The organism is Nitratireductor sp. XY-223 (assembly GCF_004959855.1).
Classification (GTDB): Bacteria; Pseudomonadota; Alphaproteobacteria; order Rhizobiales; family Rhizobiaceae; genus Hoeflea_A.
This window is the reverse complement of record NZ_SPNT01000001.1, coordinates 750512-765011: the sequence shown is the minus strand read 5'-3', so window position 1 is coordinate 765011 and position 14500 is coordinate 750512. Positions and strand designations below refer to the sequence as shown.

At 60.9% G+C, this 14500-nt stretch carries 13 protein-coding genes; 4 read left to right on the top strand and 9 right to left on the bottom strand.

The features are described from left to right. Positions 1-24 precede the first annotated feature (24 nt). Both E4M07_RS03370 and E4M07_RS03365 read left to right on the top strand, forming a co-directional pair. Positions 25-2250, top strand: coding sequence for an iron ABC transporter permease (locus tag E4M07_RS03370; protein ID WP_136656860.1), 2226 nt, complete (start codon positions 25-27; stop codon positions 2248-2250). Further along, positions 2247-3314, top strand: a complete 1068-nt coding sequence (locus E4M07_RS03365; protein WP_136656859.1) for an ABC transporter ATP-binding protein — start codon at positions 2247-2249, stop codon at positions 3312-3314. Before E4M07_RS03370 ends, E4M07_RS03365 begins: the two co-directional genes overlap by 4 nt. Positions 3315-3365: 51 nt before the next feature. On the opposite strand, the gene E4M07_RS03360 is transcribed toward E4M07_RS03365, so the two are convergent. From E4M07_RS03360 to E4M07_RS03345, 4 genes are all read right to left on the bottom strand, one after another. Continuing rightward, positions 3366-3752 (bottom strand): GFA family protein, encoded by a 387-nt coding sequence (locus E4M07_RS03360; RefSeq protein WP_136656858.1) that lies wholly within the window; start codon positions 3750-3752, stop codon positions 3366-3368. A gap of 145 nt (positions 3753-3897) precedes the next feature. Continuing rightward, positions 3898-5274, bottom strand: coding sequence for a 3-deoxy-7-phosphoheptulonate synthase class II (locus tag E4M07_RS03355; RefSeq protein ID WP_136656857.1), 1377 nt, complete (start codon positions 5272-5274; stop codon positions 3898-3900). A 138-nt stretch (positions 5275-5412) separates the two neighbouring features. After that, on the bottom strand, positions 5413-6216 hold the full coding sequence (locus tag E4M07_RS03350; protein ID WP_136656856.1) for a hypothetical protein: 804 nt from the start codon (positions 6214-6216) through the stop codon (positions 5413-5415). Between the two features lie 27 nt (positions 6217-6243). After that, positions 6244-6876, bottom strand: coding sequence for a gamma-glutamylcyclotransferase family protein (locus E4M07_RS03345; protein WP_136656855.1), 633 nt, complete (start codon positions 6874-6876; stop codon positions 6244-6246). 146 nt (positions 6877-7022) lie between these two features. Between E4M07_RS03345 and E4M07_RS03340 the strand changes: the two genes are divergently transcribed. Then, the gene (locus E4M07_RS03340) at positions 7023-7985 is read left to right on the top strand and encodes an alpha/beta hydrolase (protein ID WP_246660350.1); all 963 of its coding nucleotides are present in this window, start codon (positions 7023-7025) and stop codon (positions 7983-7985) included. Here the strand turns inward: E4M07_RS03340 and gor are convergent. The 3 genes from gor to rpiA all read right to left on the bottom strand — a co-directional run bounded on the left by gor (position 7972) and on the right by rpiA (position 10753). Further along, positions 7972-9363, bottom strand: coding sequence for a glutathione-disulfide reductase (gor, locus tag E4M07_RS03335; RefSeq protein WP_136656854.1), 1392 nt, complete (start codon positions 9361-9363; stop codon positions 7972-7974). The two genes, E4M07_RS03340 and gor, sit on opposite strands and share 14 nt — an antisense overlap. A 134-nt stretch (positions 9364-9497) precedes the next feature. Further along, a complete protein-coding gene (locus tag E4M07_RS03330; protein ID WP_348640514.1) occupies positions 9498-10046 on the bottom strand; it encodes a DUF2059 domain-containing protein in 549 nt (182 codons plus the stop codon). Next, positions 10043-10753 (bottom strand): ribose-5-phosphate isomerase RpiA, encoded by a 711-nt coding sequence (gene rpiA / locus E4M07_RS03325; RefSeq protein WP_136656853.1) that lies wholly within the window; start codon positions 10751-10753, stop codon positions 10043-10045. Before rpiA ends, E4M07_RS03330 begins: the two co-directional genes overlap by 4 nt. A gap of 184 nt (positions 10754-10937) precedes the next feature. On the opposite strand from rpiA, the gene E4M07_RS03320 reads away from it, so the two are divergent. Beyond that, positions 10938-11630, top strand: a complete 693-nt coding sequence (locus E4M07_RS03320; protein ID WP_136656852.1) for an HAD family hydrolase — start codon at positions 10938-10940, stop codon at positions 11628-11630. Between the two features lie 9 nt (positions 11631-11639). On the opposite strand, the gene E4M07_RS03315 is transcribed toward E4M07_RS03320, so the two are convergent. Together E4M07_RS03315 and E4M07_RS03310 are read right to left on the bottom strand one after the other, a co-directional pair. Beyond that, positions 11640-13511: a L,D-transpeptidase family protein gene (locus tag E4M07_RS03315; RefSeq protein ID WP_246660349.1), complete on the bottom strand. Its 1872-nt coding sequence runs from the start codon at positions 13509-13511 to the stop codon at positions 11640-11642. Between the two features lie 188 nt (positions 13512-13699). Then, a complete protein-coding gene (locus E4M07_RS03310; RefSeq protein WP_136656850.1) occupies positions 13700-14386 on the bottom strand; it encodes an MIP/aquaporin family protein in 687 nt (228 codons plus the stop codon). Between the last annotated feature and the right edge of the window lie 114 nt (positions 14387-14500).

The following is a 14500-nucleotide window of genomic DNA, read 5'->3' as shown; positions in this document are numbered from 1 at the left end:
CACCTCTTTGCACAAGGAAACAATATGCGACGCACAACAGGCCTATGGCTGATTGTGGGGTTCTTCGGCTATTGCCTGCTCCCCTGGTACATGGTTGGCGACGGATTTCTGTCATTCTCATGGCTATCCGAATTCGGTGCCGGCGACACCGCGCCCGCCGCATTCCTGGCAACCGCGCAAGGCCGACCATGGCTCGCTCCCGCCGGACTTTCTCTGCTCGCAACCATTCCGATCGTCCTGGCAAACGGCGCTTCAACGCGCCGCGCCTGGGCGCTCATCGCGATTGCCGGGACCGGCCTGGTCATGACCATGCTTCAGGGATTCATGATCCAGCACTTTCCCGACTTCCCGTTCATCGCACCTTTCCTTTCAGGCGCAGCTCAGATGCAGCCGGGGTTTGGCGCGGGTGCCGCCGTTACGTTGATCGCCCTCCTCTTCATGATTACGACCGGCGTGGCATATCTCGGGAAAGGACGCGCAGATGCATTTGTTGTCGGCCTGATCGGCCTGATCGTGGCGCTAGTCGGTGTTTTCGTCTTCTTTCCTCTTTCCCAGGTGCTCGTAAGGGCGTTCGAACTGCCGGACGGCAGCTACGCGCTTACAGAGTTCGTACCGAGGTTCTTTTCATCGGATATCTGGAGCCTGAAATGTCTCGTCGGTTCCGGTTCTTGCGGCCCGGCCGTGAACTCGGTCCTTCTCGCCACCATGACCGGTACCGGCACGACGCTGCTCGGACTGGCCTTCGCGCTGGTATTCACCAGAACATTTTTCCCGGCCAAGCGCCTTTTGCGTGTTCTAACCGTCATCCCGATTATCACGCCGCCTTTTGTCATCGGTCTCGCCCTGATTCTGCTGTTCGGCCGGTCGGGCGCCGTGACCGAGCTGGTTGCGGATCTGTTCGGAGCAGAAAAGACCCGCTGGATCTACGGCTTCTGGGGCATCTATCTGGCGCAAATGCTGTCCTTCACGCCGATTGCGTTCCTTGTTCTCATCGGGGTTGTTGAAGGCGTCAGCCCGTCCATGGAGGAAGCATCCCAGACCCTCAATGCGGATCGCTGGCAGACCTTCCGTGACGTCTCCCTGCCGCTGATGCGTCCAGGCCTTGCCAATTCCTTCCTGCTCGGTTTCATCGAAAGCCTCGCCGATTTCGGCAATCCGCTGGTCCTTGGCGGCAACTACAACGTTCTTTCAACCGAGATCTATTTTGCCATCGTCGGCGCCGTTGCCGATCCGGCCAAGGCCGCCATTCTTGCCATTGCGCTGCTTTCGCTGACACTCGGCGCATTCGCGATTCAGCGGCGCTGGGTGGGCGGAAAATCCTACACGACCGTCACCGGCAAGGCGGATTCGGGTCAGCATGCGGACTTGAGTCCGGCCGTCAAAGCCGCCTGTTACGGCACTGCGCTTCCCTGGGCGGTGTTCACGGCAATCGTCTACGGCATGATCATATTCGGAAGCTTCGTCAAACTCTGGGGTTACGACAACAGCTTCACGCTTGACCATTACATCCGCGCGTTTTCCGTCGATTTCACCAACGGCATCCGCTGGACCGGTGTTGCCTGGGACAGCTATTTCACAACGCTTTCCATCTCTACGATCGCGGCGCCTTTGACCGCTCTTGTCGGCCTTTCAACCGCGTATCTTCTCGTGCGGCAGAATTTCGCCGGAAAGAACGCGTTCGAGTTCGGTACGATGCTGAGTTTCGCGATCCCCGGTACGGTCATAGGCGTCAGTTACATCATGGCTTTCAATGTCCCGCCCATCGAACTGACGGGGACGGGCATTATCCTGATCATCGTTTTTGTCTTCCGCAACATGCCGGTCGGCGTGCGTGGCGGAATCGCCGCCATGTCACAGATCGACCGGAGCCTGGACGAAGCGTCGATCACACTGGGCGCCAACAGCTTCACCACCGTACGCCGCGTTATCGCTCCCCTGTTGGGGCCGGCGATGCTGGCCGCCCTCACCTACAGTTTCGTAAGGGCAATCACCTCCGTCAGCGCCGTAATCTTCCTCGTCAGCGCACAGCACAACATGGCGACATCCTTTATCGTCGGGCGCGTGGAGAACGGCGAATTCGGACTCGCGATCGCATACTCCACCGTCCTGATCATCACAATGCTGAGTGCAATCCTGCTGCTGCAACTGGCGATCGGCAGGCGGCGCTTGCGCAGGCGGGATCGTCTGCAAAGTCCGGCGCCTGTCCGGTCGCGCCTTCCCTCACTTCTACCCGCCGGGAGAACCAAATGAACGCAAGCGAAAAAGCCGGCTCGATACGGTTTGAGAATGTCATCAAGAACTACGGCCAGGTCACGGCGGTGAAGGACCTGTCGCTGGACCTGGAGCCGGGCAAACTGATCACGCTCCTGGGACCCAGTGGCTGCGGCAAGACCACGACCCTGCGCCTCATCGCCGGGCTCGAAATGGCAAGCGCCGGAAGCATATTCGTTGGTGGAAAGGATGTTACCAATCTGACAGCGACCTACCGCAACGTGTCCATGGTCTTTCAGTCCTACGCCTTGTTCCCGCACATGTCGGTCTTCGAAAACGTGAGCTACGGCCTGAAAGTCAGTGCGGTTCCGTCTGCAGAAACAAGGGAACGGGCGCAGGATGCGCTGGCCATGGTCGGTCTTGCCGGCTTCGGGGAAAGGCTGCCCAGCGAGCTTTCCGGGGGCCAGCAGCAACGCGTCGCCGTCGCCCGGGCTATCGTGCTCGAGCCGGAGGTCCTGCTTCTTGACGAGCCGCTGTCGAATCTTGATGCGAAACTCCGCCGCAGCGTGCGCGAAGACATCCGGGCCATTCAGCAGAAACTGGGAATAACCGTGGTTTATGTTACGCACGACCAGGAAGAAGCCATGGCCGTGTCCGACCAGATCATTGTCATGCGCAATGCCGGGATAGAACAAATCGGCTCACCGCGCGATCTGTACCTGCAGCCCGTTTCGGCATTCATCGCCGACTTCATCGGAGACGCCAATGTGGTCGACTGCGACATATCCGATGTGAAGGACGGCATTGCGGAAATCCAATTTGGCAGCGCCTCGTATCGGATCGCAATCGAGGGTGAGATCCCCACGCAGTCGAGGCTTGTCATCAGGCCGGAAACCATCCGCCTGTCATCCTATTCCGAAAGCTGCCGAATATCGGGAGAAGTCGGCTATGCCGCCTATCTGGGCAATCAGGTACAATACACGATTCACACCGAACTCACCGATCTGTTTGTCATCGACAATAGGATGGACGGCTACTTTCCGATCGGAAGCAGGGTATCTCTCGATCTGGACGACAGCAGGCTCTGCCTCGTCGAAGTCTGATGGAAGCCACCCCTGAAATTTCGCACGGTGTGGGCGGTTTGATCGGATCGCTCACGGGTGTTGCGGCAGGCCGTCGGCGATCTCGTAATAGTCGCCCTTGTCAGCGCAATAGATGTGCTTTTCGAGCTTCAGCCCGGTCGCGCCGTCGAGACTGCCGGCCAGGATGGAAGTATGCGGATCGCTGTGGCGCTTCCAGAAAAGGGCCGAGCCGCAGATCCTGCAGAAGCCGCGCTTGGCATCGTCCGAGGCGTGGTACCAGGTGATGTACTGAAGCCCTGTGACCTTGAGCTGCTCATCGACGATATTGGTCGTGGCGTAGTGGTGGCCCGTCTGCTTGCGGCACTGGGTGCAATGACAGGCGATCACGTCCCTGATCGGCCCACCGGCGGTGTAGTTGACCGCTCCGCACAAACACGATCCCTTGTATGTTTTCGCCATTTTTCGCCTCCGTTGGTTGACGAAAACAAGCAGATTGCCTCGGCGTCGCGCAAGCCAATAATATTGATGGATTTGTTTAGTGCGCTGAACAGAAAAAGGCAGCGGCCGAAACCGCTGCCTTCCGAAAAGCCGGTTGGTGCCGCGATCAGGCCGACGCAGCCACCCTGGTTTCCTGGTCGCGCCCGCCCTTGAGCAGCTCGGCGACGAGGAATGCCAGCTCCAGCGCCTGGTCCGCATTGAGGCGCGGATCGCAGTGCGTGTGGTATCGGTCGGAAAGATCATCGGCCGTCACGGTGCGCGCACCGCCCGTGCATTCGGTCACATTCTTGCCGGTCATCTCCACATGGATACCGCCCGGATGCGTGCCTTCCGCGCGGTGGATCTGGAAGAAGCTCTCCACCTCGGACAGGACCCGTTCGAACGGCCGCGTCTTGTAGCTGTTGAGCGTGATCGTGTTGCCGTGCATCGGATCGCACGACCAAACGACGTTCTTGCCCTCGCGTTCGACTGCGCGGATCAACTGCGGCAGGTGGTCCGCGACCTTGTCGTGCCCGAACCGCGCGATCAGTGTCAGGCGACCGGCCTCGTTCGCCGGGTTGAGCAGGTCGATCAGTTCCAGGAGGCCGTCCGCCTCCATGGACGGGCCGCATTTCAGGCCAAGCGGGTTCTTGATGCCGCGGCAGAATTCGACATGCGCATGATCCGGCTGGCGCGTCCTGTCACCGATCCAGATCATGTGCCCGGAAGTGCCGTACCAGTCGCCCGACGTGGAGTCCGTGCGGGTCAGCGCCTGCTCGTATCCGAGCAGCAGCGCCTCGTGGCTGGTGAAGAACTCCGTTTCGCGCAAATTGGGATGGTTGTCGGCCGTGATGCCGACGGCGCGCATGAAATCCATCGTTTCGGAAAGCCGGTCGGCCAGCTTGCGGTAACGCTCCGCCTGCGGGCTGTCCTTGACGAAGCCGAGCATCCACTGGTGCACATTTTCCAGGTTGGCATAGCCGCCCTGGGCGAAGGCCCGCAGGAGGTTCAGCGTCGCCGCCGACTGGCGGTAGGCCATGACCTGGCGCTGCGGATCGGGAACGCGCGACTTTTCGTCAAAATCGATGCCGTTGATGATGTCGCCGCGATAGCTCGGCAGTTCCAAATCGCCCTGACGCTCGACATTCGACGAGCGCGGCTTGGCGAACTGGCCGGCGATCCGCCCGACCTTGACCACCGGCTGCTGCGCCCCGAAGGTGAGCACGACCGCCATCTGCAGGAAAACGCGGAAGAAGTCGCGGATATTGTCGGCGCCGTGTTCCGCGAAGCTTTCGGCACAATCGCCGCCCTGGAGCAGGAAGCCATTGCCGCTGGCGACGTCGGCAAGGCGGTCGCGCAACTGTCTGGCCTCACCGGCAAAGACCAGCGGCGGATAGGAGGCAAGACGCGCCTCCGTGTTTGCCAGTGCCTCCTGGTCCGGATAATCCGGCACCTGGAGGATTGGTTTGCTGCGCCAGCTTTCCGGTGTCCAATTCTGTGACATGTTACTCACCTGCGTTGATACTCTTGGGGCGCTGTCGCGCCTCGACGGCGGGCTTATAGCCTCAATTGCCGGGAATTGCCAGCTTCATTCGCACCCGCAAAAACACAGTTTACACCAGACCCGTCGGGATCGGAAAATTCACTCGTTTTCAAGTTCCTGCATCATTTCCATCCGCCGCTTGAGGACCAGGTATCCGATCGGCCAGAGCACCGAGACGAACAGCGACGCGATGAATCCGATCGGAACGCCGAGCGGGATAAAAAACAGCCAGGCGCACAGGACGAAAATGACGAGACTCGGAAGACCGTAAGGAAAGGCCTTGATCACCGTATAGGCGTCCTCGGGCGTGTAGCTGAACTGCATGATGATGAGCAGCGGAAATAGCGTGATCGGAAACCCGGCGAGCAACCCGGACCAGCGTGGGCCGATGGTCGCGGCAATTCCGGTCACGGTGACCACCACGGCAACCGCGACACCAGCCCTGGCGGCCATCACCAGCCAGGTCATCCTCACCCGGTTTTCAATTCGCGTATTGCCGTGGGAGCGCATCGCAAAAAGCGAAATGCCGGCCGTCACCGCGACAAGCACCGTGGCCGACCCGACATTCAAGGGCACGGCGGCGATCGCCACGGCTGCAATGGCGTAGGCGAGAAGTGCGCCGGCAATCGCCAGGGTGAAACGGTGGTTCCGCACCCGGCTCGAGATCACCCAGTAGCCCAGATTGAAGAACAGTGTCGCGGCGAAACCGCCGATCGTATAGGCCGCCGCTTCGACAATGAAATCCGGCCCCTGCTCGATGCCGATAAAGAAGAAGACGATCGCGACGCCGAGCGGAAGCCCCGCCAGTGTGCCCGCCAGGGCCGGGCCGGCCCGTTCGGCAATGCCGGACAGCCCCAGTACAACGATCGTGGTCGATACGATCTTGGCAATCAGCAAGGACATCGTCAGCCTCCCGACCGGCTGCGCGGTTCACACGAAGCGCATGCCGCGTTCTTCAAGGACACCGTCGATGAAGTGTCTTTCGTGTTCCAGGAGGTCGACGGCGCGCGGATAGACCGGATCATGCCGGTCTGCATGCACGGAGCGCTCGAATCCGTCGGTCGTGTTCAGGAATGAATGGACGCCGGCCTTGCCGAACTCCCGCAGGAAGCCCTGCAGCACGGCATCGAGGTAGGATTGCAGGATGGGATGGTGCGGATCATGTTCGGCCCGGTTGGTCCGCGCCTCGTAGACATAGACCGGGCAATCGGGCGGCCCGCCGTCCAGAACCTCTAGCGCATCGGACGGAACCTCGATCCGGTCATAGGTCCGCTCCCGCTCATCGACAGCCGGGAGATTCTGCAACCGGTCGAAGACCAGCAGTCCTTCAATGGCGCTGCCTTCGACCCGGCGCGCGCTGAGCAGCGAAGTCCTGCGCTTTGACCGGATCGGGTCGCCTTTCATGCGCGGACGCCAGCAGCGCCGCCATCCGCTCAGCCGGACCCGCTGAGCCGACACGTAGTCTGTCCGCAGCGTTGTCCGGTTGACCAGCGACCCGTAGCCGAAATAGGCGACAAGCCCGTCGCCCCCTGAATTGCTGACCGGCGCATCCTCAGTCGGCATCCCTTGCATCCTCCAGTATCCCTTTCTCCGCTATATCGCGCCGGGTGGAATCTTCAAGTCGCAAAAGGTTATTGACTTTGACGTAAACGTAAATGGTAGATTGGCCCAAACCACTGCCGTATGCACGGAATTTCCGGATTCATCAAATGAACATGTCCTCGCAAGCCACTGAGAATGAAGCCCGTTTCATCGAAGATCGCGGCCATGCCGCGAAACAGGACGATACGATCGACGAACACGAGATCCGGATTTCCGCTTCGGACGGATTCGTTTTCACTGGAACAATGTTCACCGCAAAACAGGGCTTGCGCCCTGGCGACGGTCCCCTGGTCCTGATTTCATCTGCAACAGGGGCGCCGAGAGGATTTTACCGGTCCTTCGCCCGCGAACTGGTGGCCAGGGGCAGCCGCGCCGTCCTGACCTATGATTACCGCGGCATGCCGGACTCCCCCCGTCCCGAGGGTTTCAAGGGACGCATAAACATGCGCGACTGGGCGCACAAAGACATGCCCGCCGCCATGCAGCGGCTCGACGAGCATGCGCCCGGACACCCGATGGTCGGGATCGGCCAATCCTTCGGCGGCCAGGCGCTCGGCATTTGCGGCCGGCCGGACCGGTTCGAACGCTACTGCATGGTCGCCACGCTGTCGGGCTACTGGCGCAACACGGATACGCCCTGGCAGAACCTCATCATGATGCATGTCGTCGGCCTGCCGGCCACGGCGCTTTTTGGCCGGACCGCCCGCTGGATGGGACTTGGCGAGCCGATCCCGGCAACGGTCTACCGCGACTGGGCCCGATGGTGCTTCCATCACGAGTATTTTTTCGACGATCCCGCTGTCGGCGCACGCGACGGATACGCGACCGTGCGCATGCCGATCCTGTCGCTTGGCATGACCGACGATCCCTGGGGAACCCCGAAGGCGATCCACGGCCTGATGAAACACTACGTCAATGCCGCTATCACGGAGCGCTGGCTGGCGCCGGAGAATGCCGGCGGCCAGCCCATCGGCCATCTCGGGTTCTTCCGGTCGCGGTTCCGCGACACGCTGTGGCCCGGCGTGATCACCTGGCTCCTTGAAGGACGGGAGTCCCCTACTCCACCCTGACGCCGTCTTTGACCCGGAAACTCGGCTGGTACATGGTCACCAGCTCCTCGGCCGCCGTCGGATGGACGGCCATCGTGCGGTCGAAATCGTCCTTGGTGCAGCCCGCCTTCAGCGCAATCGCCAGGAGCTGCGCCATCTCGCCGGCATCGGGGCCGAGAATGTGCGCGCCCACGACCCTCCGGTCGGCGGCGTTGACGACCAGCTTGGTGATCATCTTTTCCTGGCGGCCCGACAGCGTGTGCCGCATCGGCCGGAACGTGGCGCTGTAGACTTCAAGCTCGTCGTATTTCCGCGCGGCCGCATCCTCGGACAATCCCACGGTTCCGATTTCGGGCTGCGAGAACACGGCGGTTGCGATCATCTCGTGGTCGGCCTTGGTCGGATTGTCCTTGAAAAGCGTCTCCACGACGCACATGGCCTCGTGGATCGCAACCGGCGTGAGCTGGATGCGGTCGGTGACATCGCCGACGGCGAAAATGTTTTCGACATTGGTGCGCATGTAGTCGTCGACAACGACAGCGCCGTTTTCGTTGGTCCCGACACCGGCATTCTCAAGTCCGAGGCCGCTGGTGTTGGGAATCCTTCCCAGCGCCATCATGACCTGATCGACCTTCAGGTTCTTTCCGCCCGACGTCGTGACGTCAAGCCGCGCATCGGCCGATCGCACCACCTTGGTGATCACCTCGTGGCACAATATGCGGATGCCCTTCTCCTCCATGGTCCGGTGCAGCGTGCGGCGCAGGTCCATGTCGAAGTTCTTGAGGATCTCGGGACCCCGGTAGATCAGGGTCGTCTCGACGCCGAGACCGTGGAAGATATTTGCGAATTCGACCGCGATATAGCCGCCGCCGGCGATCAGGATCGATTTCGGCAGGTTTTCCAGGTGAAACGCCTCGTTGGAACTGATGGTCAGTTCCTGCCCCTCGAGCTTGTCGACACTGTTGACCCGTCCGCCAACGGCGATGAGGATCTTGTCGGCGGTAACGATCTGGTTGCTGCTGATGATGCGGATCCGGTGTTCGTCGACCAGCTCGGCCCGGCTGTCGAAGATTTCGGCGCCGGCATTGCTCAGACCCTTGCGGTAAAGGCCCTCGAGCCTTGCGACCTCCCTGTCCTTGTTGGCGATCAGCGTCTGCCAGTCGAAATGGCTCTCGCCGACCCGCCACCCGAACCCGGCCGCATCCTCGAACTCCTCTGAAAAATGCGAGGCATAGACGAACAGCTTTTTGGGCACGCACCCGCGAATGACGCAGGTCCCCCCGTAGCGGTATTCCTCCGCAATGCCGACGCGCTTGCCGAGGCTCGCCGCAACGCGCGCGGCGCGTACGCCTCCGGATCCGCCGCCGATCACGAAGAAATCATAGTCGAACTCAGTCATTTTTTGGCTCTTGCACTGGCGATGCGGCGATTGGATTTGCAACCGCCATGGTCGGGAGAAACGGAATTTAGGCACCGCATAACAAAAGAAAAGCCCGGTTGAAACCGGGCTTGCTCAATAAAACGTGAGATCGCTTATTGCGTGTCGGCTGAATTGTCTTCCGCAGGAGCCTCGCCGACACGCGCCCGCAGCGCCTCGTCGGTCGCCACCGCGAGATCGCGTGAGATGCCGTTGGACCAGACCTCTGCCGCCTGCAGCAGCTGGCGCGTCGCGATCGGCCCCAGTTCCAGCAGCTTCTTTCCCGAATCGCTGTTGTAGAAGGCCTGGATGTCGGTCAGCTCCTGTTCGGTGAAATTCCGTGCGTAGATCAGCGCCGCCTCGCGTTCGAGGTCCGCCCGCCGCCCGGCCATTTCAATCGCGGTCTCGTCCACGGTGACGGAGATCACCTCCTGAAGGTTGGGTGCCGTCTGTATGAGCGAGGTTTTCAGGTTCTGGGCGGCATTCGGCAGAATGGCGTCGAACTGATCGGTCGCATTGATCGCATTGATCGCCGCGCGGGCCGCGGCCAGGTGCTCTTCGGTCGGTTCCTGAGCCTGTGCGGAGGTACCAAGGCCGATTGCCGCGGCAATCGCGGCAGCAACGCCGTAACGGCGAAGGCCTGAGGCCATGCTCATCTGTTTCATATCTCTTGATTTCCTCTGCTTTTCATTGTCGTAACGCCAGACGGTCCGGCGATTATTGCTTCGCATGCGACACCGAGAAATAGACCGTGCTCGACGACCCCCGGTATGGAGTTGAGCGCACCAGAAAGCGCTTCTGCATCGGGAATACGGCCAAATGATGCATCCAGTATAAAATGACCGCCGTCGGTTTCGAAGGGCACATCCCGGTCCATTCTGAGGTTCATGGCGCCGGTCAGTCCAAGCGCGGAAGCCGCCTTTTCGACGGCTATGCGGGTCGCGGCAAGTCCGAACGGGCTGACTTCGACCGGAAGCGGGTAACGGCCGAGCGTATCGACCACTTTCGTTTCATCGGCGATCACGATCATGCGCTCCGAGGCAAAAGCGACGATCTTTTCGCGCAACAACGCTCCGCCGCCGCCCTTGATGAGACGAAGATCGTGGTCCACTTCGTCGGCACCGTCGATGGTCAGGTCCAGCTCCGGCAGTTCGTCCAGCGCGTGGATCGGAACGCCGAGCTCGACGCACAGCCCGGCTGTACGCTCCGAGGTCGGCACGCCCCGGATTTCAAGGCCGGCCTCGACCTTTTCCGCCAGCAGCCGCACGAATTCCTCGGCCGTGCTGCCCGTGCCGATTCCCAGCCGCATGCCCGGCCGCACATGTTCCAACGCAGCGCCTGCGGCCTGGATTTTTAGTTGTCGGGCGTCCATGCGCCACAAACTCCCGTAAAAGACCTGACGCTGTTACCATGTCGCCGTCGCCAAGCAAAGGCGTATTTACCGACTATGCTTACCGGCCGGCTCAATTTCGGTTCCCCAGTGTTTCACCAGCTTGACACCGCACTCCCACCGGCTAGGACTGCCCGCTATCCGCCACGTCAAAAAGGCCGACACCATGCCATCGCCGCTCGTCATATTCGATCTCGACGGAACGCTGTTTCACACCGCGCCGGATCTGATGGACAGCCTGAACCATGTCATTGGCAGCGCCGGACTGGCACCGGTAAGTTACAATGACATGACATACCTGGTCGGAAGCGGCGCGCGGGCCATGATCGCCAAGGCGCTGGAGTTGCGCGAAACGCAAATCGAACCCGCCGCATTCGAGCAGATGTTCGACCGATTCCTCGAGCATTACAGCGCATCGATGCCTGGCGGTTCGCAAACCTATCCCGGCGTGGTCGATGCCATGGACCGCCTCGAACTGGCGGGCTATTCGCTCGCCGTGTGCACCAACAAGACCGAGGCCATGGCGCGCCGGCTGCTCGAGCTGACCGGACATCTGTCACGATTTGCGGCCGTTACCGGCGGAGACACATTCGCCGTGAAGAAGCCGGACGCCGGTCACATTCACGGGACGCTGGACCTTGCCGATGGCGACCCGGCCAGATCGGTCATGATCGGCGATTCCGTCAACGACATCAGCGCCGCCCGCAATGCCGGAATCGTATCGATCGGCGTGCCGTTCGGCTACAGCGATACGGCCATGGAGGAACTCGGTCCCGACCACGTCATAGGGCATTTTGACGAATTGACGCCCGAACTCGTCGGGCGTCTGTTGAACAACGGCCGTCAGGCTGCCGGATAGCTGCGTTGGCTAGCTGCGCGCCTGCCGGGACTGCGCCGTACGCTGGATCGCCTTGTCCAGATGGGCATCGCGGCCATACATGTCGGCATAGTAGCCGACGGATCCGTCTTCGTTCGGCCATGCGGTGAAATAGGACACATAGACCGGTATTTTCACCGGCACCGGTTCTGCAAGGTTCTGCCCCTGCGCGATCTGCTGTGCGATGTGCTCGCGCGACTTGCCGAGGACGGCAGCTGCCATCCCGCGCGGGTCGTGAAGCCGGATGCAGCCGTGGCTGAAGGCGCGGGCATCCCTGTCGAAGAGGCTTTTCGCCGGTGTGTCATGCATGTAGATGGCATGCTTGTTCGGAAACAGGATCTTCAGCTCGCCGAGCGCGTTCTTGCGCCCCGGCGGCTGCCGGACGTCCGGCACCGTGGTCGAACCGACCGTGAACCAGTCGATGTTGCGCGACGAGACGCGCCGCCCGCGACGGTCGGTCAATTCGTAGCCGAGGCGGTCGAGATAGGACGGGTCCTGCCGCAGCTTCGGCAGCATCTCGTTGACGATGATCGAGCGCGGCACGCCCCAATAGGGATTGTATTCGACGGTCTCGATCTCGTCCTGGAAGAAGCTCGTCTGGTTCGACTTCTTTCCGACGACGACGCGCATGGAAATCTCGTCCTTGCCGTCCTTGACGAAGGTTGCACGATAGGCCGGCTGGTTGACGAAGACGTGGCGTGTTCCGAGATTGCGCGGCAGCCAGCGCAGCCGCTCCATGGCCAGGACCACCTTGTCGATCTTGTCCGCATTGGACACACCGGCAAGTTTCCCGATCGTCATCTTGCCGACGATGCCGTCCGCCGCAAGGCCGTTTTCCCGTTGAAACGCGCGTACGAGTTCGACCAGGTCCGGCGTGTAGAGATCGGTTCCCGCGGTTTCATATTCGATAAGTGTAAGGCCGTGGTCGACCAGCAGGGCGTCGGAGCCGCGCTTGCGGATTGCCGCCACGATGTTCTTCAACTCGGGGCTCTCGCGTCCCGGTTTGAGAAATGTGCCCTTGGCAATCTCGATATGGTCTTCCTTTTCGGCGGAGCGCAAGGCTGAAAGCTCCTGCGTCAGGGCCGTGAACTGGCGGTTGCCGGGATTGCTCCCGCGCAGATATTTGCCGGCATCGGCGGTAGCCGCCAGATTGCCGAGCGCCGAGACGAGATCCACCTCCTTGCGCTTGAAATCGTGGTATCCGGAGAGCCGGTTCGGATCGACCCGGCCGCGTGTGGCATCCAGCGCATAGCTGAGCGCCTTCGCACTCATCTCCATTTCGAACTGAATGAGCTCTTTTTGCCGCAGCTTGCGATCGGCGCGATCGTAATCAGCAGCCGGCAGCGTCACCGCGTAGTCCGTGGCCGACAGTCCCACCTCGTCGGCTGCCGCCATGACCTCCAGCGCCGCTTTCGCTCGGTCGTTGGGTGCCATGTCCGTCACCCAGATGAACTCGTGATTCGACTTGTAGTGCTCGATGAGCGTGTCGCCGACTTCCTTGAGCGCCTGGACCTTGTAGCCCTTCAGGTGGCGCAGCGATTGTTCGAAATCATTCTTGGGAAACGGCGGAATGATGAAAGGATCGGCGGACGCGATCTTGACTTCCGCCAGCGGCGAAAGATCGACCGTCTTCATCACATCGGGCTTGTAGGTGTAAAAGCTCGGTCCCTTGATCTTGGGGGCCGGTACGCTGGCCTGATTGGCCCGATAGCGCTCGATCTGCCGCTGCCGGTGATAGCGGCTGCGGTGCTTCTGGCCGAATATAACCTCAAACAGTGAACTCTGGGCGAAGGCCGGTGGGGCTGTCGGCGCGACCGCTCCCACCGCAAACACACATGCCAGCGCTACCAAGCTTTTGCGCATCATCAAACTCCTGGTCTTCACTCCAGCCCCCTTCGTCCGCATTCCAGCCTTACCGCGCCCCCCGCGGCGCGATTTTTCGCAAGAGCTATTGCTACGACCTGTTAAGGGCGATGTGCAACAGTCCGGTGTCGGAATTTCATAAAATACAACAGAATTCCTAAAAAATTGATCAATGTTTAAAAATTTGATCAGCGTTGCTTGAAAGCATCTGTTTGCCGGTTTGCAAGCAACCAGTTGCAGAACCAAAGAGCGATGAGGCCGGCTGCAAGCTGGGCACAGACAAAGGGCAGCACGTCCTGCGGTCTTATGCCGGCGAAGCTGTCGGACAGACCGCGCGCGATGGTGACGGCCGGATTGGCGAAGGACGTCGACGCGGTGAACCAGTAGGCAGCCGTGATGTAAAGTCCGACGGACATAGCGACAGCGCTCTCGCGCGCCCGAAGCGTCGCGAGGATCGTGAACACCAGGCCGAACGTGGCCACGCCTTCGGCAAACCATTGCGCCGGGCCGGTGCGCACCTTCTGGGAAAACTGAAGCAATTCAAGGTCGAACATGATGTGAGCGGCCCACACGCCGATGATGCCGCCGGCCACCTGCGCGATGACATACGCAACGGCGTCGCCACCGGTAATGTCCCGCTTGACCGCGAACACGAGCGTTACCGCCGGGTTGAAATGCGCGCCGGATATCGGTCCGAGCATGGTGATCAGCACGACCAGGATTGCGCCTGTCGGGATCGTGTTGCCAAGCAGTGCGATCGCCACATTGCCGTTCGCAAGCGCCTCCGCCATAATTCCGGATCCGACGACGGTCGCCAGCAGGAAAGCCGTTCCGACGAACTCCGCCCCGAGGCGCTGGCCAAGATTGTCATTCATGTTCTGTCCCCCAATTGACCGGCTTGCGACAACCTGATTTCCGCAGACCTGTTCACGTAAATTTGACGACGGGACCGCGGCAGGACGCACGCAGAAACATCTGGAAATCATGAA